The sequence below is a fragment of the Microcella humidisoli genome, from assembly GCF_024362325.1.
Lineage (GTDB): Bacteria > Actinomycetota > Actinomycetes > Actinomycetales > Microbacteriaceae > Microcella > Microcella humidisoli.
Window position 1 is genome coordinate 1,747,175 of the sequence record NZ_CP101497.1, and the last position, 23,585, is coordinate 1,770,759.

The window sequence follows — 23,585 nt, forward strand, 5'->3', positions numbered from 1 at the left end:
GCATGCCCCGTCCTTCCGCGCCCGACGACGACGCCGCGCTGCGGTGGGATGAGTTCGACGATGCCAGCCACGTCGAATCCGACGCCGCGATCGCCGCGCTCGCGGCTGCCGAGGCGGGCGACGACGACGAGGCGGGTGCCGCATCCGCGACCGACGGGGCGCCGGATGCCGCCACCGAGCCCGCCGCCCCCGAGCGCCCCGCCGCAGGTCTGCGCCTGCTCACGGCCCTCTTCGCCGTGGTCTACCTGGCCTGGTCGGTGGGCTGGATCATCGGCATCGGCCTCGTGCCATTGAGCGGCCCGACCGTGCTGCTCGAGGTGCTCTACCAGTTCAGCGAGTTCCTCGCCATCATCGCGAGCGCCCTGTGGTTCGCGGCGGTCGTGGCGCTGACGCGGGACGGTCGCGCGGTGCACCGCATCGGCTGGCTCGCGCTCGGCACGCTCGTGCTCGTGCCGTGGCCCGTCGTGCTGGGGGTGCTCGCGTGACGCGCGCGCACGTCGGCGTCGCCGCGCTGATGTCGATCATCGCCGGGTGGTTCGTGTTCGACGGGGTCAGCTCGCTCATCGGCCTGCCCGCGCTCTACGCCCAGCTGGGCGCCGATCCGTCCGCGGTGCCGTGGGTGCCGCTGTGGGTGGGCGTCGTGCTGCCGATCGTCTTCTACGCTGTCGCGGTCGTCGTCGCCCGGCGTCAGACGGTCACGCGATTCACGCTCGTGCTCATCGTCGCCCTCGCGGCGACGGCGACCGTGCGGCTGTCGCTCATCGCGCTCGCGACGGGCTCGATCCTGCTCTGAGGCCGCTCAGCCCAACCCCACCCACAGCACGAGGGCGATGAGCAGCACCTGCATCGCCAGTCGTGGCCAGAACGGCACGGCGATCGCGCCGAAGCGATCCCGGTGCCGGGCCGCGTAGGCGTTCGCGGGAAAGACGCACACGAGGAACACCGCGAGCGCGATGCCCGCGGCGGCGCGCGTCGGCTCCCACAGCAGTCCGAGCCCGCCCGCGATCTCGGCGACGCCCGTCACCCAGACCCAGGCCACCGGTGAGAAGGGCCGACCGTGGAACACCGCGGGCACCATCGCCGCCATGCCCCGCACGATGGGCGGCACGAAGTGGGTGACGCCGATGCCGAGGAAGACGATGGCCGTGATCACACGGGCGAGGTCGATGGGCGCGAGCCCCGCATCCGTCGCCGCCATCAGCACCATGGCCGCCATTCTGCCCGCACGCCCTGCGATACCCTGTGAGCACCGGTCGCCCCCACTGGCGTAGGCCACCGCATACCACCGCACCTCTTGTCGGTACCTCTCTGCGTAAGGACCTCACCCCGTGCCCAAGCCGGTCGTGCTCATCGCCGAAGAACTCAGCCCCGCCACCGTCGACGCCCTCGGGCCCGACTTCGACATCCGCCAGGTCGACGGCACCGATCGTGCGGCACTGCTCGCCGCGCTCGCCGACGCCTCGGCGGTGCTCATCCGGTCGGCCACGCAGATGGATGCGGAGGCCATCGCCGCGGGAACCGCGCTCAAGGTCATCGCGCGCGCGGGCGTGGGTCTCGACAACGTCGACGTTCCCGCCGCGACGACTGCGGGTGTCATGGTCGTCAACGCTCCGACGAGCAACGTCATCAGCGCCGCCGAACTCGCGATCGCGCACCTGCTCTCGCTCGCGCGCCACGTGCCCGACGCGAACGCCTCGATGAAGGCGGGCGAGTGGAAGCGCTCGAAGTTCACGGGCGTCGAGCTCTACGAGAAGACGGTGGGCGTCGTCGGCCTCGGCCGCATCGGCGTCCTCGTCGCCCAGCGCCTCGCCGCGTTCGGCGTCGAGCTCATCGCCTACGACCCCTACGTGCCGCCCGCGCGCGCGCAGCAGCTCGGCGTGACGCTCGTGACGCTCGACGAGCTCATGCAGCGCAGCGACTTCATCACGATCCACATTCCCAAGACGCCCGAGACGACGAACCTCATCGGCGCGGCGCAGTTCGCGATGGCGAAGCCGACCCTGCGCATCGTCAACGCGAGCCGCGGCGGCATCATCGACGAGGATGCCCTCCGGGAGGCGCTCGCCACCGGCCAGATCGCCGGCGCCGGCCTCGACGTGTTCGTGCACGAGCCGCCCGTCGGCTCGCCCCTGCTCGACCTGCCCACCATCCAGCTCACGCCGCACCTCGGCGCCTCGACGGATGAGGCCCAGGAGAAAGCGGGCGTCTCGGTCGCCAAGTCGGTGCGCCTCGCGCTCGACGGCGAGCTCGTGCCCGACGCCGTCAACGTGGCGGGCGGCGTCATCGACCCGACCGTGCGGCCGGGCATCCCGCTCATGGAGAAGCTCGGCCAGGTGTTCGCGGCTCTCGCCGACGCCTCGTTCGCGAGCATCGACGTCGAGGTGCGCGGCGAGATCGTCGCGCATGACGTCAACGTGCTCAAGCTCGCCGCGCTCAAGGGCATCTTCAGCCGCATCTCGAGCGAGCAGGTCAGCTACGTCAACGCACCGTTGCTCGCCGAGCAGCGCGGCGTGGCCGTGCGCCTGCTCACCGAGGCAACGAGCGAGGAGTACCGCAACCTGCTGACCATCCGCGGCTCGCTGAGCGACGGCACGCAGCTCTCGGTGAGCGGCACGCTCGTCGGCGCCAAGCAGGTCGAGAAGATCGTCGAGATCAACGGGTACGACGTCGAGGTGCCGATGGCGCAGCACTTCATCGTCATGATCTACACCGACCGGCCCGGCATCGTGGCGATCTACGGCAAGGAGTTCGGCGAGGCCTCGATCAACATCGCCGGCATGCAGATCGCTCGGCGCACGGCCGGCGGCCAGGCGCTGAGCGTGCTCACGGTCGACTCGCGCGTGCCCGATGAACTGCTTGAGCGCGTGCGCACGGCGATCGACGCGACCGTCATGCGGGAGATCACGATCGTCGAGCAGTAGCCCGTCGAGCAGGAGCCCGTCGCGCAGGAGTCCGTCGAGCGGTCGGCACCCGCACGCAGAAGAGCGCCCGTCGTCGACGGGCGCTCTTCGTGGTCGTGACCGGTCGTGACCGGTCTAGACGCGGTCGTCGACCGGGTCGGAGGCGATCGACTCGCGGCGCGTGACGGCCTCGCCGCTCGCGGGGTCGACATGCGTGTGCTGCGTCGTGACCGACGAGCGCTTGCGCGCCATCAGCACGGCGCCCATGAGGATCATCACGACACCGGCGGCCATGAGGATATACCCCACGGTCGACAGCGCGATCCAGTCGAGCGTGACGTTCACCGCGAAGGCCAGGATGGCGCCGACGGCGAAGAGGAAGATTCCGAATCCAATGCTCATTGTGGGAGCTCCTTTCGATTCGGTGAGGACTCTATGGGTCGGCCGTGCAGGCGCGCACCCCCTTGACAAGCGGCTCTGACATCCCCACTAGCCTGGAAGCACTGTCGTCCGCCGAGCTTTCCGGCGGCATGTGCACACCGGGGAGAGAACTGTGAAGCGAACGCTCGACCTCGCCGTCATCGGCGGCGACGGCATCGGTCCCGAAGTCACCGCCGAGGCGCTCAAGGCCCTGCGCGCGGCCGTCGGCGACGACGTCGCCCTGACCGAGACGGCGTACGCGCTCGGTGCCGAGCACTACCTCGCGACGGGCGAGATTCTCTCCGACGACACCCTCGCCGCCCTCGCGCGCCATGACGCGATCCTGTTCGGCGCGGTCGGTGGCGACCCGCGCGACCCCCGCCTCGCGGGCGGCATCATCGAGCGCGGGCTGCTGCTCAAGCTGCGCTTCGCCTTCGACCACTACGTCAACCTGCGGCCGACGCTGCTCGCCCCCGGCATCGCGTCGCCGCTGCGCGACCCGGGCGCGGTCGACTTCGTCGTCGTGCGCGAAGGAACCGAAGGCCCCTACGTCGGCAACGGCGGCCGATTCCGCCAGGGCACCCCGCACGAGGTCGCGACCGAGGTGTCGATCAACACGGCGTACGGCGTCGAGCGCGTCGTGCGCTTCGCCTTCGCTCAGGCCGCCGCGCGCCGCCAGAAGCTCACGCTCGTGCACAAGACCAACGTGCTCGTGCACGCTGGCGCGCTGTGGCAGAGCACCGTCGACCGCGTGGCGCCCGAGTTCGCCTCCGTCGCCGTCGACTACCTGCACGTCGACGCCGCGACGATCTTCCTCGCGACCGACCCGTCGCGCTTCGACGTGATCGTCACCGACAACCTGTTCGGCGACATTCTCACCGACCTCGCGGCGGCGATCGGCGGCGGCATCGGGCTCGCGGCCTCGGGCAACCTCAACCCCGACGGCGCGTTCCCGAGCATGGTCGAGCCCGTGCACGGCTCCGCCCCCGACATCGCGGGCCAGCAGAAGGCCGATCCGACCGCCGCGATCCTGTCGGTCGCGATCCTGCTCGAGCAGCAGGGGCTTCCGGATGCCGCGGCGCGCGTGCGCACCGCGGTGCTCGCCGACCTCGCCGAGCGGGGCCAGTCACCCCGCCGCACGAGCGAGGTCGGAGACGCCATCGTCGCCCGGCTGCGGTGACCCCTCGGGCGTCCCCGCCGCCCGGCCGCGTTGACCTCTCGGGCGTCCCTGCCGCCCGGCTGCGTTACTCCTCGGGCGTCCCTGCCGCCCGGCCGCGCGAGCCCCCGCAGAGTACGCTGTATCCACGCTCTTCCGGGGCCTTCGGGCGCCGGCGACCCTCGAGGATCCCCATGACGAACCTGCTGCCGATGGCCACCCGCGAGCTCACGTGGGCCGTGACCCCCAACGAGACCGCGCGACCCGTCGACGAGCGCGCGGCGATCCTCGCCGACCCGGGTTTCGGCAAGCATTTCACCGACCACATGGTCGACATCTGCTGGAGCGAGATGGGCGGCTGGCACCGCCCGCGCGTGCAGCCCTACGGCCCCATCGCGCTCGACCCGGCCGCCTCGGTGCTGCACTACGGGCAGGAGATCTTCGAAGGACTCAAGGCCTACCGCCACGCCGACGGATCGATCTGGTCGTTCCGCCCCGACGCGAACGCGCGTCGCCTGCAGCGCTCGGCGAAGCGCCTCGCCCTGCCCGAGCTGCCCGAGCAGTACTTCATCGAGGCGCTGCGGCAGCTCATCGCGATCGACGGCGACTGGGTGCCGAGCGCACCCGAGACGAGCCTGTACCTGCGGCCCTTCATGTTCGCCAAGGAGGCCTTCCTCGGCGTGCGCCCCGCCCACAAGGTGGCGTTCTACGTCATCGCCTCGCCCGCCGGCGCCTACTTCCACGGCGGCGTGAAGCCCGTGTCGATCTGGCTCTCGACCCAGTATTCGCGCGCCGGCAAGGGCGGCACGGGCGCCGCGAAGACGGGCGGCAACTACGCGGCCTCGCTCGTCGCACAGGCGGAGGCGGCGGAGCACGGCTGCGCCCAGGTGCTGTTCCTCGACTCGGTCGAGGGGAAGTGGCTCGAGGAGCTCGGCGGCATGAACATCGTGCTCGTCTACAAAGACGGCACGCTCGTGACGCCGCAGAGCGACTCGATCCTCGAGGGCATCACGCGCGACTCGATCCTGCAGCTCGCCGAAGACCGCGGCCACACCGTCGAGCGGCGCCGTGTCAGCATCGACGAGTGGCGCGAGGGCGCGGCATCCGGTGACATCGTCGAGGCGTTCGCGTGCGGCACCGCCGCGGTCGTCACGCCAATCGCGCTCATCAAGGCCGCCGACTTCGAGATCGGCAGCGCCGACGCCGAGGCGGGCGAGCTGACGATGTCGCTGCGTGCCGAGCTCACCGACATCCAGTACGGCCGCCGCCCCGACCCGCACGGGTGGATGCTGCGGCTCGACGCCTGATCACGACGGTCGATCACCCGTGCTCGCCATCGATCCCGACTTCGCTCGCATGAGCGCGCTCGAGCGCGCGGGCGTCGCCGCGCTGTGCCTCGGCGGCGGCGTCGTGCTCGGGCTCATCGGCACTTTCGCGCACCAGTCGCTGCCGCCCATCGGGGTGGGGATCGCGCTCATCACGGTCGCCCTCTACATCGTCGGCCTGCGGGCCTGGGGCGGCGTGCGCACCCCTGCGGCGGCGGGTGCCCTGGGTGTCGGCGGCGTCAGCGCTCTACTCGCGACGGCGACGGGCGGTTCGGTGCTCGTGCCCGCCAACACGGTCGGCTATGCCTGGCTGGTCGGCATCACGGCGATCGCGTTCCTCGCGCTCGCCTGGCCGCACATCCAGCGGGCTCCCCAGTCGCGTGCCGATACGATGGAGGGGTCCGCGACTGCCACCTCGACAGCGCATCCCGAAGTGAAGGAACGACCACTGCCGTGACCTACGTGATCGCCCTGCCCTGCGTCGACGTCAAAGACCGCGCCTGCATCGACGAGTGCCCCGTCGACTGCATCTACGAGGGCGACCGGATGCTCTACATCCACCCCGACGAGTGCGTCGACTGCGGTGCGTGCGAGCCCGTGTGCCCCGTCGAGGCGATCTACTACGAAGACGACGTGCCCGAGCAGTGGGCGGACTACTACACCGCGAACGTCGAGTTCTTCAGCGAGATCGGTTCGCCCGGCGGAGCCGCCAAGGTCGGCGTGCTGCCCGGCGACCACCCGATCGTCGCCGCGGTTCCGCCGCAGGCGTAGCCGCACCATCGTGGGTATCGCTTTACCCGACTTCCCCTGGGACTCGCTCGCACCGTACGCCGCCCGAGCGCGTGAGCACGCCGACGGCATCGTCGACCTCTCGGTCGGCTCGCCCGTCGACGCCACGCCCGCGGTCGTGCGCGACGCCCTCGTGGCCGCGACCGATGCGCACGCCTACCCGCAGACGATGGGCACGCCCGCCCTGCGCGACGCGATCGTCGACTGGTACGCCCGCCGCCGTGGCGTGACGGGGCTGGTTCCGGATGCCGTGCTCCCGACGATCGGCAGCAAAGAGCTCGTCGGCCTCCTGCCGCTGCTGCTCGGCCTCGGTCCGGGCGACACCGTCGTCTATCCGCGCACGGCCTACCCGACCTACGCCGTCGGATCCGTGCTCGCCCGCGCGTCCGGCCTCGCGACCGACGACCCCGCCGAGTGGCCCGCATCCACCCGCCTGGTCTGGCTCAACAGTCCGGGCAACCCGACGGGAGCCGTGCTCGGCGTGCCCGCGCTGCGCGCCGCGGTCGCGCGCGCCCGCGAGCTCGGGGCCGTGCTCGTCAACGACGAGTGCTATGCCGAGCTGGGCTGGCGGCCCGAGGCCTGGGGTGCGACAGCCGGGGCAGGGTCGGGCGCGGAAGGGTCGGGCGCGGAGGAGTGGGCCGCTGCCGAGCGCGTGCCGAGCATCCTCGACCCCCGCGTCACCGACGGCGACCGCACGGGCCTGCTGAGCGTGTACTCGCTCAGCAAGCAGTCGAATCTCGCGGGCTACCGCGCCGCGTTCCTCGCGGGCGACGAGGCGATCGTGCGGCAGGTGCTCGAGGTGCGCAAGCACGCCGGGCTCATCCCGCCCGCGCCCGTGCAGGCGGCCATGGTCGCGGCCCTCGGCGACGAGGCGCACGTCGCCGAGCAGCGTGAGCGCTACCGCGGGCGGCGGGCCGTGCTCGCCCCCGCCCTCGAGGGTGCGGGTTTCCGCGTCGACCACTCGGAAGCGGGCCTCTACCTGTGGTGCACGCGCGGCGAGCCGGCGCTCGCGACGATCGCGCTGCTCGCCGAGCACGGCATCCTCGCCGCACCCGGCACGTTCTACGAGGGCGAGGCCTCGCAGCACGTGCGGCTCGCGCTCACGGCGACCGACGAGCGCAACGCCGCCGCCGCCGCGCGTTTGGCGCATCTCTCCAAGGCCTGAGCCCCCCTGTTGGGCGGTGCGTGACTGGTGCGCCTTTGCGCATAGGCTGTAAGCGGGTCACTCCCGAGCCGCCACCACCACCATGGCTCGTTCTCGGGACCCCGCCCCCACAGACCGATCACACCCCGATCACATCCCGCGAGGAGGCGCAGTGAGCGACGGCGCACTGAACGACGGCGTACCGACCAACGGCGCATCGACCGGCACGGGCCAGAAGGCGACGCTGCAGTTCCCGGGCGGCACGGCCGAGTTCCCGATCCTGCCGAGTGTCGCGGGTGCCGCGAGCATCGACCTCTCGTCGCTCACGCGCCAGACCGGGCTCACCGCGCTCGACTACGGCTTCGTCAACACCGCGTCGACGAAGAGCGCGATCACCTACATCGACGGTGAGCAGGGCATCCTGCGCTACCGCGGCTACGCGATCGACGACGTCGCCGCCAACTCGACGTTCCTCGAGGTGGCCTGGCTGCTCATCTACGGCGAGCTGCCGACGCCGAGCGAGCTCGCCGACTTCGACTCGCGCGTGCGCCGCCACACCCTTCTGCACGAAGACCTCAAGCGTTTCTTCGACTCGCTGCCGCACCAGGCGCACCCCATGTCGGTGCTCTCGAGCGCCGTGAGCGCCCTGTCGACCTACTACGGCGACTCGCTCGACCCGCACGACCCCGAGCAGGTCGAGATCTCGACCATCCGCCTGCTCGCCAAGCTGCCGGTCATCGCCGCCTACGCCCACAAGAAGGCGATCGGGCAGGCCTTCCTGTACCCCGACAACTCGCTCGGCTTCGTCGAGAACTTCTTGCGCCTCAACTTCGGCATCATGGCCGAGCCCTACGCGGTGAACCCCGTGCTCGTGAAGGCGCTCGACCGCCTGCTGATCCTGCACGAAGACCACGAGCAGAACGCGTCGACCTCGACCGTCCGTCTCGTCGGTTCGACGGGCGCGAACCTCTTCGCCTCGATCTCGGCGGGCATCAACGCCCTCTCGGGTCCGCTGCACGGCGGCGCCAACGAGGCTGTGCTCGACATGCTCGCGCGCATCCGCGATTCCGGCGAGAGCGTCGAGCGCTTCGTCGAGCGGGTCAAGAACAAGGAAGACGGCATCAAGCTCATGGGCTTCGGCCACCGGGTCTACAAGAGCTACGACCCGCGCGCCAAGTTGGTCAAGGAGAGCGTGGATGCGGTGCTCGCCGACCTCGGCGTCTCCGACCCGCTGCTGCAGATCGCGCGCGAGCTCGAGGCCATCGCGCTCGCCGACGATTACTTCATCGAGCGCAAGCTCTACCCGAACGTCGACTTCTACACGGGTGTCATCTACAAGGCCATGGGCTTCCCGACGCGCATGTTCACGGTGCTCTTCGCCATCGGCCGCCTGCCGGGCTGGATCGCCCACTGGCGCGAGATGAACGACGACCCCCAGACGAAGATCGGGCGTCCGCAGCAGCTCTACACGGGTTCGGGCGCGCGCGACTGGCCGCAGCGCTAGCCGACCCGGCCCCGGGGCCGTCGCCGACGCGGGATGCTCGCGCCGAGCATCCCGAACCGGCTCGGCCTACGCGTGCAGGGCCTCGTTGAGCTGCACGCCCGCGCCCGTGCGGGGCAGCACCTCGACGGCGCCCGTGAGCGAGCTGCGGCGGAACAGCAGCCCCGGCGCGCCCGAGAGCTCAGCGGCCTTGACGGTGCGCGGCTGCCCGTCGGCGCCGACGGTGCCGTCGACGACGACGACCTTTTGGCCGGCCGTCACGTAGAGGCCCGCCTCGACGACCGAGTCGTCGCCGATCGAGATGCCGATGCCGCTGTTGGCGCCGAGCAGCGCGCGTTCGCCGATCGCGATGCGATGCGTGCCGCCGCCCGAGAGCGTGCCCATGATCGAGGCGCCGCCGCCGATGTCGCTGCCGTCGCCGACCACGACGCCCTGGCTGATGCGGCCCTCGACCATCGACGCGCCGAGCGTGCCGGCGTTGAAGTTGATGAAGCCCTCGTGCATGACGGTCGTGCCGGGCGAGACGTAGGCGCCGAGGCGCACGCGCGAGGCGTCGGCGATGCGCACGCGCGGCGGCGTGACGTAGTCGAGCAGGCGCGGGAACTTGTCGATGCCGAGCGCCGAGATGCCCGCCTGCTGCAGCGCGGGGCGGCGCGCGTCGAAGTCGTCGGGGTGCATGGGTCCGGCGGTCGTCCACATGACGATCGGCAGGTGGCCGAACACGCCGTCAAGGTTCAGCGTGTTGGGCGCGACGAGGCGGTGGCTCAGCAGGTGTAGGCGCAGGTAGGCATCGGGGGTGGATGCCGGCGGCGCATCGAGGTCGATCGAGATCGTGCGGGCCTCGCGGCGCACGCCCCGCCGCGCGTCCTCGCCCTGCAGGTGCTCGATCTCGGCGGGCACGATGTACGGGTCGCGCCCGTGCGGCAGCGTGCCCAGGGCGGGGTGCGGATACCAGGTGTCGAGCTCGGCGCCGTCGGCGATGCGCAACGTGACGAGGCCATAGCCCCAGGCGTGGCGCGTGGCGCGCTCGGAATCGGTGGCGACGGGGGTCTCGCGGGCGGACGGGGCGGCGGGGCTCGACATGCCTCCAGGCTACCGGCGCCGCATTACCCTGGAGTCGTGACCGAGCAGACCGTAGCGCCGACCGCAGCGCCCGCCGAGCTGCCGGTTCACGAGGGCGTCGTGGCGCTGACGGCGGCGATGGTCGACATCGCGAGCGTCTCAGGCGATGAGCGGATGCTCGCCGACGCGATCGAGCGCGCGCTGAGCATCCACGCCCCGCACCTCGAGGTGCTGCGCGACGGCGACGCGATCGTCGCCCGCACGCGCCTCGGCCGGGCGCAGCGGGTCGTGATCGCGGGCCACATCGATACGGTGCCAGTCAACGACAACCTGCCCAGCCGCCTCGAGGGCGACGCCCTCACCGGCACGCTGCACGGCCGCGGCACGGTCGACATGAAAGGCGGCTGCGCGGTCATGCTCGCGCTCGCGGTCGCACTCGAGGCGCCCGCCTACGACGTGACGTGGGTCTGGTACGACCACGAGGAGGTCGAGGCGAGCCTCAACGGCCTCGGCCGGCTCGCGCGCACGCGGCCCGAGCTGCTCGCGGCCGACTTCGCGATTCTCGGCGAGCCGTCGAACGCCGTCGTCGAAGGCGGCTGCAACGGCACGATGCGCGTCGAGCTGCGGGCGACCGGGCGTCGCGCGCATTCGGCCCGCGCCTGGATGGGCGAGAACGCCATCCACGCCCTCGCAACCGCCCTCGCGGCGCTCGCCGCCTACGAGCCGCGCGCGATCGAGGTCGACGGACTCGTCTACCGCGAGGGCCTCAACGCGGTGGCCGTCAGCGGGGGAGTCGCGGGCAACGTCATCCCCGACGACGCCGTGCTGACCGTCAACTACCGTTTCGCCCCCGACAAGAGCGTCGCCGAGGCCGAGCAGTACCTGCGCGAGCTGTTCAGCGCCGCGGCCCCCGAACTGCGCCTGACCGTTACCGACGCGGCCGGCGGGGCGCGCCCGGGGCTGGATGCGCCGCTCGCGCAGCACTTCATGGCCGCGGTCGGCGGCACCCCGGCGCCCAAGTACGGCTGGACCGACGTCGCCCGGTTCGCCGAGCTCGGCATCCCCGCCGTCAACTACGGCCCCGGCGACCCCTCGCTCGCGCACACCGACGATGAGCGCGTGCCGGTCGAGCAGATCATCGCCTGCGAGCGCGGGCTGCGGGCGTGGTTGAGCGGGGCGTGAGCGCGCAGCGGCCGACGGCGTTCGCCGACCTGCGCGCCCGCGCGGGGGCACCCGCGAGCCGGGGTGGTGCCGCGCTCGATCGCCTGCGCCGCCTGCCCTGGTGGGTCGGCGTGCTGGGCATCTGGGGTGCCTCGCGGGTCATCACCACGAGCATCCTGCTGTCGTTCGCGTCGCGGCAGGGCGAGAACGCGTGGACGGGCGCGACCCCCGGCTACCTCGACTTCTCCCGGCTGTGGGATGCCCACTGGTACTACATCATCGCCGCGGTCGGGTACCCCGATGAGATTCCGCGCGACGAGAAGGGACTCGCGGGGGAGAGCGCGTGGGCCTTCATGCCCGTGTACCCGGGGCTCGTGCGCATCGGCATGGCCCTGACCGGCGACTTCTCGGCGCAGGGATTCGCGGCGGTCGCGGTGACGATCTCGGTGCTCGCGAGCCTTGCGGCCGCGCTGCTGTTCTTCGTGCTCGCCCGGCGCTGGCTCACCGCGGGCACCGCGATGCTCGCCACCGCGCTCTTCTGCGTCGCCCCGCTCTCGCCCATCATGCAGGTCGGCTACGCGGAGTCGCTGCACCTCGCGCTGCTGTTCGGTGCGCTCATCCTCGTGCTCGATCGGCGCTGGGTGCTGCTGCCCGTCGTCGTCACCGTCATGGCGCTCACGCGGCCGAGCGGGCTCGCCTTCGCCCTGCTGCTCGTGCTGGTGTGGGGCTGGCGGTGGATGCGCCGCCGCGACGAGCCCTTCGAGACCCGCGAGCGGGTGCGGCTCGGTGCGGCGGCCGTCGTCGCCGGCTTCGCCGGCCTCGCCTGGCCGGGCATCGTCGCGCTCTCGACGGGCGAGCTGCGCGGGTACCTCGAGACCGAGCTCGCCTGGCGCCGGCCGTACATCGGCGACGTCGACCTGCTGCCGTTCACGCCGTGGTGGCAGGGGGCGCAGTGGTGGGCGGGCCAGCAGTGGTGGCCGGGCCCCGCGCTGCCGGGGCTGCCGTGGTCGGCGGGGGAGGTGCTCGGGCCGGTCATCCTGATCGCGGTGCTGGCCCTCGCGGCAGCGGCGTTCGCCCTGCCCGCGATGCGCCGCATGCCGATCGAGCTGCGGTTCTGGATCGTCGCCTATGCGCTCTACCTGCTCGCGGTGTTCTTCCCGCAGTCGAGCACGTTCCGGCTGCTCGTGCCGCTCGCTCCCGTGCTCGGAGCGCTCGCGCTCGGCATCGTGAGCGTCGGCACCGGCCGCATCGCCGGGGGATGGTCGCCCGCAGCGGCGCGCGGGCTGCGGGTCGGCCTCGCCGTGCTCGCGATCGTGCTCGGGGTGCTCGGCCAGATCGCGTGGGTGCATATCGGCTGGTGGGTCGACGGCTACGACTGGACCCCGCCCTGATCGGCGGGTGAACAGCCGCTGAACCCGGTGCTGTGCGGGCCCGCTCGATTTAGCCGTTGGGCGACTGTGAGGGATAATAAAAGGCACTGTTCAGCGAAAGGGGAGACCACATGGCAGCCATGAAGCCCAGGACCGGCGACGGCCCGATGGAGGCTGTCAAGGAGGGTCGCCTCATCATCGTGCGCGTGCCGCTCGAGGGTGGCGGACGCCTCGTGGTGTCGGTCAACGACGACGAGGCCAAAGAGCTGCACGACGCGCTCGCGGCCGCGATCGGCTAGCGCACCCCGACGTCGCTCGCCGCGCCCTCGGCGCGGTCGCACCACTGCGCCGCACTCAGCGCGCGGTGATCAGTTGCAGCAGTCCATCGCCGACGGGCGAGATCGCCACGTGCACAGCCGGCGATTCGCGCAGCTCGGCGATCAGCCCGCGCAGGTCGGCCGTCACGCCGTCGCGTTTGGCGGGGTCGGCCACGGTGTCGCGCCACAGCGCGTGCGGAACCAGCACGGCACCGCCCGCGCGCACGAGGCGCAGTGCGTGCTCGACGTACTCGAGCAGCGATGCCGCGTCGGCGTCGATCAGCACGACGTCGTAGTCGTGCTCGTTCATGCGCGGGAGCACGTCGGCTGCGCGTCCCGTGATGAGGCGCACGCGTGCGGGTGCGTGCCCGGCCTCCGTGAAGTGCCGGCGGGCGGCTTCGTGGTGGTCGGCTTCGACGTCGATCGAGGTGAGCTGCGCATCCGGAGCCCCCTGCAGCAGCCAGAGGCCCGAGACGCCGATGCCGGTGCCGATCTCGATGATCGATTCGGCCGCGAGGGCGGCGGCGATGACGGCGAGCTGGGCTCCCGTGGCGGGGCTCACGGCCTCGACGCCGAGCTCGAGCGACTGCGCGCGCGCGCCGCGGACGACGTCGGGTTCGACCGTCTGGTCTTCGACGTACTTCCACGACAGGTCTTTGCTGGCCACGGTGCTCCTTCTCCGCCCCAGCCTAGGGCGAAGACCTCAGCCGACCGGGCTATTCTCGAGGGGTGTCCTGGGGTCTGACGTTCGAGAAGCTGCTGCTCATCGGGCTGATCGCGGTCATCCTCATCGGCCCCGACCGCCTGCCGGGCTACGCCGCGCAGTTCGGGCGGCTCATCCGCTCTCTGCGCGACATGGCCAACGGTGCCAAAGAGCGCATGCGCGACGAGATGGGTCCCGACTACGACGACGTCGACTGGAAGAAGCTCGACCCGCGCCAGTACGACCCGCGCCGCATCATCCGCGAGGCGCTCACGGACGAGCCCGCGCCGGCGACCCGCCCGGGTCAGGCCGCGGGGGCCGGTGCTGCGGCGCCGGTGCGCGAGTCGGCGTACGCGCAGCGGCAGCGGTTGATCCGCGAGGGCAGGCCCGCGCCGTTCGACTCCGAGGCGACCTAGGTCTCGTCTGGCGGGATGCCCGGCCAAGGCTCGCGCGGAGCTCGCCCGGAGCTCGTGCCCCGCTGTTCGGGGTGTGAGTCACCCGCTCAGCGTTCTCGCGGGGCTCGTGCCCCGCTGCTCGTGGGGGGAGTCGCCCGCTCAGCGCTCGCCGACCGTGCGGTAGCCCTCGACGACCCGCGTCGCCTCGGCCTGGAGCAGCTCGAGCACGCGGCGCACGCTCGGTCGCTCGGCCCGGTCGGCACGCATGAGCGCCGAGATCTGCCGCTCGGCGGGCAACCCCGTGATGGGGCGGGTGACGATGCCGTTGCCGTGGCTGCGGGTCGTGAACCGCGGCAGGATGGCGATGCCGATGCCCGCGGCGACGAGTCGCTCGACGATGAGGTTGTCCATGACGCGCTGCACGATGCGGGGCTCGCGCCCGACGGCCGCCCCCAGGCGCTCGAGCACGCGGTCGTAGGGGTAGCCCGTCGGAGCGCCGATCCACGGTTCGTCGACGAGGTCGGTGAGCCGCACGACGCTCTTCTCGACGAGCGGGTGGCCGGCGGGCAGCGCGACGTCGAACGGTTCGGTCATGAGCGGCACGACGCGCAGCCCGTTCTCGCGCCAATGGGCGGGGATGCCCTGCGAATCGGCGATGACGATGTCGTAGTCGGGCGTCAGCTGCGCGAAGTCGGGCAACGGCATGTCGTGGTCGGTGATGACGACCTCGAGGCCCGGCTCGCTGGCGATCGCGCGCAGCACACCCGGCAGCAGCATCTGCCCGGCCGTCGGGAACGCGCTGACCGAGACCGAGCCCTGGGGGCTCTGCGTGAACTCGAGCCAGAGCGCTTCAGCCGATTCGATCGCCACGGCGATGCGGCGGGCGGTGTCGGCGAGCGCGAGGCCCGCTCCGGTGAGCACGATCCCGCGCCCGTGGCGTTCGGTGAGGGGAACGCCGACCTCGGCCTCGAGCACCTTGAGCTGTTGCGAGACGGCGGATGCGGTGCGGTGGGTTGCCGTGGCGACGGCGGTGATGCTGCCTCGGTCGGCGAGCTCGCGCAGCAGCTGGAGGCGGCGGATGTCCATACTCCAATACTAAAGACAAACTGAAGTATTAGTTCAGAAAGTATCGATTGTGCTAAACACTGACGCGCGGTGGAATAGACCTGTTCAGGAAACCAAGGAGACCCCCGACATGACCGCCGTGCTCATCACCATCGCCCTTCTCGCTGTCGCCGCTGTTGCCGCGACGATCGTGACCGCTGCTCGCGACGGCTACCGTCGCGTTCCTGCGATCCAGCGCTGAGCCCGGCGCCCTCGGGCGCTCCCGCGACGGCCGTCGGACCTCGTGCTCGCCTTTCCAGGGGCGGGCGCGGGATCCGGCGGCCGTCGTCGTTGGCGCGACGCGAATCGCGGCCGCCCCTTCTGGTCAGCGCGGGCTGAGGCCGAGCTTGCGGCCCGCGAGTCCTCGACCGCGCGCGGCCAGCTCGCCCGCCAGCCGCGTGATCGCGTCGCCCGCCGCGTCGCCCGGACGCAGCACGATCGGCTCACCGGCGTCGCCGCCCTCGCGCAGGGCGATGCTCAGCGGGATCTGCGCGAGCAGCGGCACCTCGAGGCGCGCCGCCGTCTCCGCACCGCCGCCCGAGCCGAAGAGCTCGAGCACGCTGCCATCGGGCTGCGCGAGCCCCGCCATGTTCTCGACGACGCCGATGACGGTCTGCCCCGTCTGGCGGGCGACGAGTCCTGAGCGCTCGGCGACATCGGCCGCGGCCTGCTGCGGCGTCGTCACGACGAGCACCTCGGCGTGCGGCAGCAGCTGCCCGGCCGAGATCGCCACGTCGCCCGTGCCGGGAGGCATGTCGAGCAGCAGCACGTCGAGGTCGCCGAAGTGCACGTCGGTGAGGAACTGCTGCACGGTGCGGTGCAGCATGGGCCCCCGCCACGAGACCGCGGTGCGGGCATCCACGAACATGCCGATCGAGATCACGGCCACGCCGTGCGCGCGCGGCGGCATGATGAGCCCGCCGACCTGGGTCGGCTTGGCGTCGGCGATGCCGAGCAGGCCCGGGATCGAGAAGCCGAACACGTCGGCATCGATGAGCCCCACGCGCAGCCCTCGCCCGGCCAGGGCGACCGCGAGGTTCGCCGTGAGCGTCGACTTGCCGACGCCGCCCTTGCCGCTCGTGACGGCGATGATGCGCGTGAGCGAGTCGGCCGTGAACGGGTGACCGGTCGGCCGGTCGCCGCGCAGGCGCGCGATGAGGGCATCGCGCGTCGCGGCATCCATGACCCCGACGTCGACCGCCACCTCGCCGACCCCGTCGACCCCGGATGCGGCCGCCCGCACATCGCGCTCGATCGCGCTCGCCGCGGGGCAGCCGACGATCGTCAGCCGCAGATCGATGTCGACGCGGTCGCCCTGCGCGCGCACGCGCGGCACCATGTCGAGCTCCGTGATGGGGCGCCGGATCTCGGGGTCGATGACCCGCGCGAGCGCCTGCCGCACGGCGAGCGCGAGCGGGTGCTGCTCGTCGCTGGCGGGGGGCGTCGCGTCGGTGTGTGCCGTCGCGTCGGCGTGTGCCCTCGCGTCGGCGCGTGCGCCGCGCACCGGGTGCTGCTCGTCGCTGGGCGGCGGCGGCGGGGGAGTGCTGGGCGTCATCGGTCGCGGGCGTTGCGGGCCAGGTCGTCTTCGGCGGCGGCCTCGGCCTGGGCGTCGTTCTCGTCGTCGCGACGCTCGAGCTCGTCGAGCAGGGCGCGCAGCTCAGAGCGCAGGAACTCTTTCGTCGCGACGTCCTTCATCGCCAGGCGCAGCGCGACGACCTCGCGCGCGAGGTACTCGGTGTCGGCGAGGTTGCGCTCGGCGCGCTGGCGGTCCTGCTCGATCTGCACGCGGTCGCGGTCGTCCTGCCGGTTCTGCGCGAGCAGGATCATCGGCGCGGCGTACGAAGCCTGCAGCGAGAGGATGAGCGTGAGCAGCGTGAAGTTGAGGGCGCGCGGGTCGAACTGCGCGTCGACCGGCGCGACGGAGTTGTAGACGAGCCAGACGACGACGAACACCGACATGCCGACGAGGAACCACGGCGTTCCCATGCCGCGCGCGAACGCCTCCGAGAACCGCCCCATGCGGTCGTTGCCGCTCGAGAACCGCGGCACGAACGGCGTGCGCATGCCCTTGGGTGAGTCGAGGCGCACCTCGGGGCGGCGCGAGCCCCGACGGCGATCGCCCTCACGCCGTGCCATGACCGGCCCTTCGTGCGGCAACGGTGCCGCGACGGCGTGAGGCCGCGGCGGGGCTTCCCGCGGGGGGCGTCCCCTCGTGATCGGCGCTGCGCCAGTCGTCGGGCAGGAGGTAGTCGAGCACGTCGTCGATCGTCACGACGCCCACCAGCCGGTGGTGCTCGTCGACGACGGGCAACGACACGAGGTCGTAGCTCGCGAGGCGCCGTGAGACTTCGGCGGCTGACGTCTCGGGGCTGACCGGCTCGACGCTGCGGTCGAGGATCGTGCCGAGCCGTTCGTGCGGCGGGTAGCGGAGCATCCTCTGGAAGTGGACCATGCCGAGGAAGCGGCCGGTGGGCGGCTCGTACGGGGGCAGGGTGACGCAGATCGCAGCCCCGATCGCGGGGGCGAGCTCGTGACGACGGATGAGGGCGAGCCCTTCGGCGACCGTCGCATCGGCCGAGACGATGATGGGCTCGGTCGTCATGAGTCCGCCCGCGGTGTCGGCGTCGTAGCTCAGCAGGAAGCGGACGTCGTCGGCCTCTTCCGGCTCCATGAGGTCGAGCAGGGCCTCACCCCGCAGCACCGGCAGTTGGGCGATGAGGTCGGCGGCGTCGTCGGGCTCCATCTGGTCGAGCACATCGGCGGCGCGCTCGTCGTCGAGCTGCGAGATGATCTGCACCTGCTCGGTCTCGGGCATCTCTTCGAGGGCGTCGGCGAGTCGTTCGTCGGAGAGCTCTTCGGCGACTTCGATGCGGCGCGACTCGGGCAGTTCGAGCAACGAGGTGGCGAGGTCGGCAGGCAGCAGCTCGTTGTAGGCGGCGACGAGCTGCTCGGCGCTCTGCGGCTGGCCCGCTGCGGCGTCCTCGGCGACGTCGCTCCACCGAACGAAGAGGGTGCTGCCTTTCGAGAACGGGGTGGGCACGGCGCGCGGCTTGCGCACGAAGAGCTGGTCGACGGCCCACTCACCCGGGCCGGACTCGAGAATCGCGACGTCTTCGATCGTCGCCGAGGTGCCGCCCTCGCGGAGCGTCACCGAGCGGCCGACGAGCTCGGCGAGCACGCGCACCTCGCCGCCGCGCTGCGCGAAGCGACGCAGGTTGATGAGCCCGGTGGTGATGACCTGCCCGCCGCTCATGCTCGTGACGCGGCCGATCGACAGGAAGACGCGGCGCCGCCCAGGAACCTCGACGACGAGGCCTACGACCCGCGGCGGATCGTTACGCCGGTAGACGACGAGCACATCGCGCACGCGACCCACGCGGTCGCCCGCGGGGTCGAAGACGGCGCACCCCGACAGGCGCGCGACGAAGACTCGGGCGGTGCTCACGGCTCAACCATATCCCCGGGCTGTCAGAATGACGGGGTGAGCAATTCGAGCCCCTTCGCGCGCCGCTCCTCAGCATCGCTGACTGTGCCGCGTGGCGACGTGCTGGGCGAGTACGAGACGTATCCCGAGGCCCAGAAGGTCGTCGATCGGCTCGCCAAGGCCGAGTTTCCGGTCAAGGGCATCGCGATCGTGGGCAGCGATCTGAAGACGGTGGAGCGCATCACCGGCCGCTTGAGCTACGGGCGGGCAGCGCTCTCGGGGGCCGCGAGCGGGGCCTGGCTGGGCCTGTTCTTCGGGATGCTGCTCTTCCTGTTCTCGCCGGAACCTCAACTGTCGTTCATCCTCGCCGCGGCCTTCATCGGCTCGGGGTTCGGCATGATCTTCGGCATCACGACCTACGCGATCAACCGTCGTCGTCGCGACTTCGGATCGACCCACCAGGTGCTCGCGAGCAGCTACCAGATCATCATCGATCCGAGTCAGACGGCTCGCGCGCGGCAGGCTCTTGCCGGAGGGTCGACCTGGCCGCCGCCGCTTCCCGAGACCGCTCCTTCGGACGCGCCCACGTCCGCCGCGCGGCCGCTCGACGCGCCTCCGGCCGGAGGTACTGAAGCCGACGCTGACTCTGCTGCTGGTCCCGCGGCTGACGAGTCTGCAACGAAGCGCTAGCTCGCTATCGCGCGCTGCCACTCCCGGCTACGGCTGGGCATTCGGCGAGGGCGCTGCTGCGCGTCGACGCTCGCCGGAGGCACGAGCTCGTAGTCAGGTGACCGCTCGGCGCGCTGGATGCTCCACCCCTGGTCGTGCAGCAGGAGGTGGTGATGTCGGCAGAGCAGGACGCCCGCCTCGACGTTCGTCTCACCGTCATCGCGCATCCACTGGTCGATGTGGTGCGCTTCGCACCAGCTGGGTGGTCGTTCGCACCCGGGCCATCGGCACCCTCCGTCGCGGGCCGCGAGGGCGAGGCGCTGGCGTGCGGTGAAGAGCCGTTGCGACCGACCCACATCGAGCGGCTGACCCGTCGAGCCGACGAGGATGGGCGTCTGGGTGCCCGCGCACAGCAGCCGCCGCACCGTCGGCAGCGCGATGACGGTTCCGTCGGGCTGGCCGGCGGAGGCCTCGAACGACGCGGAACCGGTGTCGAGCCGCAGGTCGCGCGCGGTCACGAGAACCCGCACGCCCGGAGCACCGGTGCCGAGCATCATGCTCGAGTCGGCATCGGCTCCGGCGAGGAGGAGGTGGAGCAGGGCATCCGACGCGTACTGCTCGGGCGTGCGGTCGTCATCGGCGATGCGCGCGGCCTTCTCGATGTCGTCGGGGTCGGTGAACTGCACCGTGCGCCGCTTCGGCGAGACAGCGCGATCGACGAGCTCGCGAACCAGGATGGCCGACTCGGGATCGAGCATCCATGTCGCACGGGACATGCCGTCGGGCAGGGTCGTGATACGGAAGGAGCGAGCATCGCGCTGCGCTCGCTCGCGATCGACGATCGCCTCGCTGTCGAGGCCCTCGCGCAGCTGCCGCGCGAGTCGGTGCAGTCGATCGACGTCGAGCGATGCGGCCGCCTCGACGAGGCGCTCGCACGCAGCGCGGAGTGATGCAGAGGAGACGACGGGGTTCGGGTCCCCGAGCCCCGACCGGATGGCGTCGAGCGCCGCGGCGCCCACGACGCCGCTGCGCGCCGCGGCGATCGCCGGCCGGAGGTGCTCGGGCGCGGGCGGCAGGTCGTCGGGATCGGCGAGCCGGCCGGGCTCACCGCTCGCGGCGGCGAGGAGCCGCCCGGCGTTGACCGCGGTGGCGGCGTCGCGTGGGACTCGCCCGTCGTCACCCGGACGAGATCTTCGGCCGTGCGATGCCCGAGCCGCTGGGCGAGGCCGTCGTGCGCGAGCTCGGGGCGCGAGCGTCGGGCGAGTTCGCCGGCGATGAGCGCGGTGCGAGCGTCGAGCAGCCGACGCGCGCTGGCGCCGAGATCGGTCAGCGAGAGCAGGTCGGCATCGCCCAGTTCGCGCAGCGCCTCGGCGTTGAGCGGCTCACGCTCGAGCGCGGCCACGACCGTGGCGAGGTGCTCGAGGGGCGGGGGTGATGCCATGCGTCCATGGTTTCATCGAACATATGTTCGATCAAGAGGGTGCGGGCAATCTTGGGAGAAGTCGTGCCTAGGCGGCCCTGTGGAGGAGCCGCCGAGCCCCGCGCGACGACGGCTAGCGCCCCCGCATCCATTCTTCGACCGCATCGGCGGTGCGCGGAATGCCGGCCGACAGGTTCTCGGCCCCGTCGGCGGTCACGAGGATGTTGTCTTCGATGCGCACACCGATGCCGCGGTACTCCGCGGGCACGGTGAGGTCGTCGGGCTGGAAGTACAGCCCCGGCTCGATCGTGAAGACCATTCCAGCGGCGACGACACCGTCCATGTACATCTCGCGCCGCGCCTGCCCGCAGTCGTGCACGTCGAGGCCGAGGTGGTGCGAGGTTCCGTGCACCATGTAGCGGCGGTGGTAGCCGGCGTCGGGCGCGAGGCTCTCCTCCGCCGAGACGGGCAGCAAGCCCCACTCCGCCGTCTTCTGCGCGATCACCTGCATCGCCGCCGCGTGAATCTCTCTGAACCGGATGCCCGGCCGCACGATCGCGAACGCCGCGTCGGCCGCCTCGCGCACGGCCTCGTACACCCGGCGCTGCACGTCGGTGAAGACACCCGACACCGGAAGGGTGCGGGTGATGTCGGCGGTGTAGTAGCTGTCGAGCTCGACGCCCGCGTCGATGAGGATGAGGTCGCCGGGCACGACGGGCCCGTCGTTGCGGGTCCAGTGCAGGATGCACGCGTGGGGCCCGCTCGCGGCGATCGTGTCGTAGCCGACCGTGTTGCCCTCGGCGCGCGCGCGGCGGTTGAAGGTGCCTTCGACGAGCCGCTCGCCGCGCGGGTGCGCGACGATCGCGGGCAGGTCGCCGATGACGTCGTCGAAGCCCTGCTGCGTGGCGGCGACGGCGCGGCGCATCTCGGCGATCTCCCACGTATCCTTCACGAGCCGCAGCTCGCTGAGGTCGCGCGCGAGCTGCTCGTCGCGCGCCGGGTCGACGTCCTCGTTCGGCCCCGCGAGCAGGCGGATGCCGTCGAGCCGATCGGTCAGGGCGCGGTCGGCCTCGCGCACGATGAGGGTCTCGACCGTGCCGTCGGCCTCGAGCGCCGCGAACACGGCGTCGACCGCGTCGAGCCCGGCCGTCGCGAGCCCCAGATCGGCGGCAACCGAGCCGAGCGAGGGGCGCGGCCCCGTCCAGAACTCGCCGATCTCGGGGTTGGCGTAGAACTCGTCCGAGTCGCGGCCGGCCCCCTCGCGGAAGTACAGCGTCGCGACATGCGCGTCGGCGGCCGGCTCGAGCACGAGCACGCTGCCGGGCACCGTGTCGGCGCCCCAGCCCGTCAGGTGCGCGAAGGCCGAGTGCGCACGGTACGGGTAGTCGGTGTCGTTCGTGCGCTGCTTGGCGGGGCCGGCGGGCAGCACGAGGCGCACGCCGGGGTAGAGCGCCGACAGGCGGCCGCGGCGCTCGGCGGCACGCGCGGCAACGGGGCGCTCCGAGGTCGCCGGGGCGGGTCGCTCGGCCCAGCCGCTCGAGATGTAGGTGCGGAACACGTCGCTCGCCGGGGTGGTCGAGCGGTTCTCGGTCGCGCGCGGAGCATCCTTGCCGTCGGTCATGCCTTCATTCTGGCACCGGCCGGATGCTCGCCCGTCGTCAGTCGAGGATGAGCCGCGCCATCACGGGTCGGTGGTCGCTACCGCTGCCGTCTTCGGTCGTGATGACGCGCATGCCCGTCACGGTGATGTCGGGTGTCACGAACACGTGGTCGATCGGGGCGCCGAGCAGCGGCGGCAGACGCGTGGGCCAGGTGCCGACCGCGCCGTTGCCCGTCAGGAGGCCGGCGTTGCGGCAGTCGCCGAAGCCGAGACCGGCGACGCCCGCCTCGGGGTCGACGACGCGGAAGTGGTCGGCGGTCGCGTTGAGGTCGCCGGCGAGGATGACCTCCTCGCCGCGGCACACCGACTCGACCCAGCGCAGGTCGGCGCGCCAGTTGTCGAGTTCGCCGGGGAGGGGGGCCACGGGGTGCACGCCGATGATCGTCGGCCCGGTGCCGTCGATCGGCCGCAGCACGATGCTCGGCAGCACCGAGGTGTTGCCGAGCGAATCGTCGACGACGTGCTCGCCGAGGTCAACCGAGACGAGCACGCTCGTCGACCGGGCCTTGGCGACGTAGTCGAAGGCGATCGAGTACACCCACATCGGCCGGCCCTGAGTGCGCGTGAGTTCGGCGATCGCGACGGCCGTGTCTTGACTCGTCTCGGGCAGCACGACGATGTCGGCCTGCTCGGCGATGACGAGGTCGGCGATGCGCTCGGCGCCGGGCGCGTCGCCGAGGGTGTTCCAGGTGAGCACGGCGAGTTCGGCGGGGGCGCGCGTCGGAAACGATTCGTTGCCGAACCCGCGCGTCGACAGCACGGCCACGTTGATGCCCGCGAAGAGCACCGCGAGCAGGGCGAGCGCCGCGAGGAAGCGCCGCGCGGCCGCCCACAGCATCGCGAGCAGCGCGAGGGTGACGGCCGCCCCGATGGCGAGCGCCGAGCTGAGCGCGCGCACCGAGACGAGCTGCGCGATGAGCGGTGCGTCGGCGACGCCGAACAGCCCGGGCCAGGCGATCACGAGCATCGCCGCGGCGACTCCGACGATGATGACGGCGGCGAGGATGCGTCGGATCATGGTGCGTCGAGCCTACCGGCCGCCTCCGAAGCAGAATCTGAGCGCGG

The 23,585-nt window shown here is 71.8% G+C and carries 24 protein-coding genes and 1 pseudogene; 14 read left to right on the forward strand and 11 right to left on the reverse strand.

Annotated features, from left to right (window positions below):
- The first annotated feature begins 2 nt into the window (after positions 1–2).
- A complete protein-coding gene (locus NNL39_RS08440) occupies positions 3–485 on the forward strand; it encodes a hypothetical protein (protein ID WP_255158822.1) in 483 nt (160 codons plus the stop codon).
- Positions 482–793 carry a hypothetical protein gene (locus NNL39_RS08445; protein ID WP_255158824.1) on the forward strand — a complete coding sequence of 104 codons (312 nt, stop codon included), beginning with the start codon at positions 482–484 and terminating at the stop codon, positions 791–793. The genes NNL39_RS08440 and NNL39_RS08445 overlap by 4 nt, the downstream gene beginning before the upstream one ends.
- A 6-nt stretch (positions 794–799) precedes the next feature.
- Here the strand turns inward: NNL39_RS08445 and NNL39_RS08450 are convergent, their stop codons facing one another.
- Positions 800–1,207, reverse strand: coding sequence for a DoxX family protein (locus NNL39_RS08450; RefSeq protein ID WP_255158825.1), 408 nt, complete (start codon positions 1,205–1,207; stop codon positions 800–802).
- A 121-nt stretch (positions 1,208–1,328) separates the two neighbouring features.
- Between NNL39_RS08450 and serA the strand changes: the two genes are divergently transcribed.
- Positions 1,329–2,921 carry a phosphoglycerate dehydrogenase gene (gene serA / locus NNL39_RS08455; RefSeq protein ID WP_255158826.1) on the forward strand — a complete coding sequence of 531 codons (1,593 nt, stop codon included), beginning with the start codon at positions 1,329–1,331 and terminating at the stop codon, positions 2,919–2,921.
- 114 nt (positions 2,922–3,035) lie between these two features.
- Here serA and NNL39_RS08460 read toward each other — a convergent pair whose 3' ends face one another.
- Positions 3,036–3,302, reverse strand: a complete 267-nt coding sequence (locus NNL39_RS08460) for a DUF6458 family protein (RefSeq protein WP_255158827.1) — start codon at positions 3,300–3,302, stop codon at positions 3,036–3,038.
- A 151-nt stretch (positions 3,303–3,453) separates the two neighbouring features.
- Between NNL39_RS08460 and NNL39_RS08465 the strand changes: the two genes are divergently transcribed.
- The 6 genes from NNL39_RS08465 (at position 3,454) to NNL39_RS08490 (ending at position 9,238) form a co-directional block, all read left to right on the forward strand.
- Positions 3,454–4,500 (forward strand): 3-isopropylmalate dehydrogenase, encoded by a 1,047-nt coding sequence (locus NNL39_RS08465; RefSeq protein ID WP_255158828.1) that lies wholly within the window; start codon positions 3,454–3,456, stop codon positions 4,498–4,500.
- 170 nt (positions 4,501–4,670) lie between these two features.
- On the forward strand, positions 4,671–5,783 hold the full coding sequence (locus NNL39_RS08470) for a branched-chain amino acid aminotransferase (protein ID WP_255158829.1): 1,113 nt from the start codon (positions 4,671–4,673) through the stop codon (positions 5,781–5,783).
- Between the two features lie 19 nt (positions 5,784–5,802).
- Positions 5,803–6,258, forward strand: coding sequence for a hypothetical protein (locus tag NNL39_RS08475; protein ID WP_255158830.1), 456 nt, complete (start codon positions 5,803–5,805; stop codon positions 6,256–6,258).
- Entirely contained in the window at positions 6,255–6,572 is a 318-nt protein-coding gene (gene fdxA / locus NNL39_RS08480; RefSeq protein WP_255158831.1) for a ferredoxin, read from the forward strand. Before NNL39_RS08475 ends, fdxA begins: the two co-directional genes overlap by 4 nt.
- A 10-nt stretch (positions 6,573–6,582) precedes the next feature.
- On the forward strand, positions 6,583–7,755 hold the full coding sequence (dapC, locus tag NNL39_RS08485) for a succinyldiaminopimelate transaminase (RefSeq protein WP_255158832.1): 1,173 nt from the start codon (positions 6,583–6,585) through the stop codon (positions 7,753–7,755).
- Between the two features lie 166 nt (positions 7,756–7,921).
- Complete coding sequence (locus tag NNL39_RS08490) at positions 7,922–9,238, forward strand: citrate synthase (RefSeq protein ID WP_255160917.1); 1,317 nt, start codon at positions 7,922–7,924, stop codon at positions 9,236–9,238.
- 66 nt (positions 9,239–9,304) lie between these two features.
- Here the strand turns inward: NNL39_RS08490 and dapD are convergent, their stop codons facing one another.
- Entirely contained in the window at positions 9,305–10,318 is a 1,014-nt protein-coding gene (dapD, locus tag NNL39_RS08495) for a 2,3,4,5-tetrahydropyridine-2,6-dicarboxylate N-succinyltransferase (protein WP_255158833.1), read from the reverse strand.
- 117 nt (positions 10,319–10,435) lie between these two features.
- Between dapD and dapE the strand changes: the two genes are divergently transcribed.
- The 3 genes from dapE (at position 10,436) to NNL39_RS08510 (ending at position 13,127) form a co-directional block, all read left to right on the forward strand.
- Positions 10,436–11,479, forward strand: coding sequence for a succinyl-diaminopimelate desuccinylase (gene dapE, locus NNL39_RS08500; RefSeq protein WP_255160918.1), 1,044 nt, complete (start codon positions 10,436–10,438; stop codon positions 11,477–11,479).
- A complete protein-coding gene (locus NNL39_RS08505) occupies positions 11,461–12,849 on the forward strand; it encodes a hypothetical protein (protein WP_255158835.1) in 1,389 nt (462 codons plus the stop codon). The genes dapE and NNL39_RS08505 overlap by 19 nt, the downstream gene beginning before the upstream one ends.
- 110 nt (positions 12,850–12,959) lie before the next feature.
- A complete protein-coding gene (locus NNL39_RS08510) occupies positions 12,960–13,127 on the forward strand; it encodes a DUF3117 domain-containing protein (protein ID WP_255158837.1) in 168 nt (55 codons plus the stop codon).
- Between the two features lie 55 nt (positions 13,128–13,182).
- Here NNL39_RS08510 and NNL39_RS08515 read toward each other — a convergent pair whose 3' ends face one another.
- On the reverse strand, positions 13,183–13,812 hold the full coding sequence (locus tag NNL39_RS08515; protein ID WP_255158839.1) for an O-methyltransferase: 630 nt from the start codon (positions 13,810–13,812) through the stop codon (positions 13,183–13,185).
- A gap of 62 nt (positions 13,813–13,874) precedes the next feature.
- Here NNL39_RS08515 and NNL39_RS08520 point away from each other — a divergent pair, with 62 nt between their 5' ends.
- Positions 13,875–14,264, forward strand: a complete 390-nt coding sequence (locus tag NNL39_RS08520; protein WP_255158840.1) for a twin-arginine translocase TatA/TatE family subunit — start codon at positions 13,875–13,877, stop codon at positions 14,262–14,264.
- 138 nt (positions 14,265–14,402) lie between these two features.
- Here the strand turns inward: NNL39_RS08520 and NNL39_RS08525 are convergent, their stop codons facing one another.
- The 4 genes from NNL39_RS08525 to NNL39_RS08540 form a co-directional block, all read right to left on the reverse strand.
- Positions 14,403–15,329, reverse strand: a complete 927-nt coding sequence (locus tag NNL39_RS08525) for a LysR family transcriptional regulator (protein ID WP_255158841.1) — start codon at positions 15,327–15,329, stop codon at positions 14,403–14,405.
- A 343-nt stretch (positions 15,330–15,672) separates the two neighbouring features.
- Positions 15,673–16,749 carry an Mrp/NBP35 family ATP-binding protein gene (locus tag NNL39_RS08530; RefSeq protein ID WP_255160919.1) on the reverse strand — a complete coding sequence of 359 codons (1,077 nt, stop codon included), beginning with the start codon at positions 16,747–16,749 and terminating at the stop codon, positions 15,673–15,675.
- 149 nt (positions 16,750–16,898) lie between these two features.
- Positions 16,899–17,483: a DUF1003 domain-containing protein gene (locus tag NNL39_RS08535; protein ID WP_255158843.1), complete on the reverse strand. Its 585-nt coding sequence runs from the start codon at positions 17,481–17,483 to the stop codon at positions 16,899–16,901.
- On the reverse strand, positions 17,470–18,792 hold the full coding sequence (locus NNL39_RS08540; RefSeq protein ID WP_255158845.1) for a magnesium transporter MgtE N-terminal domain-containing protein: 1,323 nt from the start codon (positions 18,790–18,792) through the stop codon (positions 17,470–17,472). The genes NNL39_RS08535 and NNL39_RS08540 overlap by 14 nt, the downstream gene beginning before the upstream one ends.
- A gap of 36 nt (positions 18,793–18,828) precedes the next feature.
- Here NNL39_RS08540 and NNL39_RS08545 point away from each other — a divergent pair, with 36 nt between their 5' ends.
- Positions 18,829–19,461: a general stress protein gene (locus NNL39_RS08545; RefSeq protein WP_255158847.1), complete on the forward strand. Its 633-nt coding sequence runs from the start codon at positions 18,829–18,831 to the stop codon at positions 19,459–19,461.
- On the opposite strand, the pseudogene NNL39_RS08550 reads toward NNL39_RS08545, so the two are convergent.
- The 3 genes and pseudogenes from NNL39_RS08550 to NNL39_RS08560 form a co-directional block, all read right to left on the reverse strand.
- Positions 19,458–20,741, reverse strand: a pseudogene (locus NNL39_RS08550) (DUF222 domain-containing protein); the annotation flags it as partial. The gene NNL39_RS08545 and the pseudogene NNL39_RS08550 sit on opposite strands and share 4 nt — an antisense overlap.
- Positions 20,742–20,993: 252 nt before the next feature.
- Complete coding sequence (locus tag NNL39_RS08555) at positions 20,994–22,481, reverse strand: aminopeptidase P family protein (protein ID WP_255158849.1); 1,488 nt, start codon at positions 22,479–22,481, stop codon at positions 20,994–20,996.
- A gap of 37 nt (positions 22,482–22,518) precedes the next feature.
- Positions 22,519–23,538, reverse strand: a complete 1,020-nt coding sequence (locus NNL39_RS08560; RefSeq protein ID WP_255158851.1) for an endonuclease/exonuclease/phosphatase family protein — start codon at positions 23,536–23,538, stop codon at positions 22,519–22,521.
- Positions 23,539–23,585 lie beyond the last annotated feature (47 nt).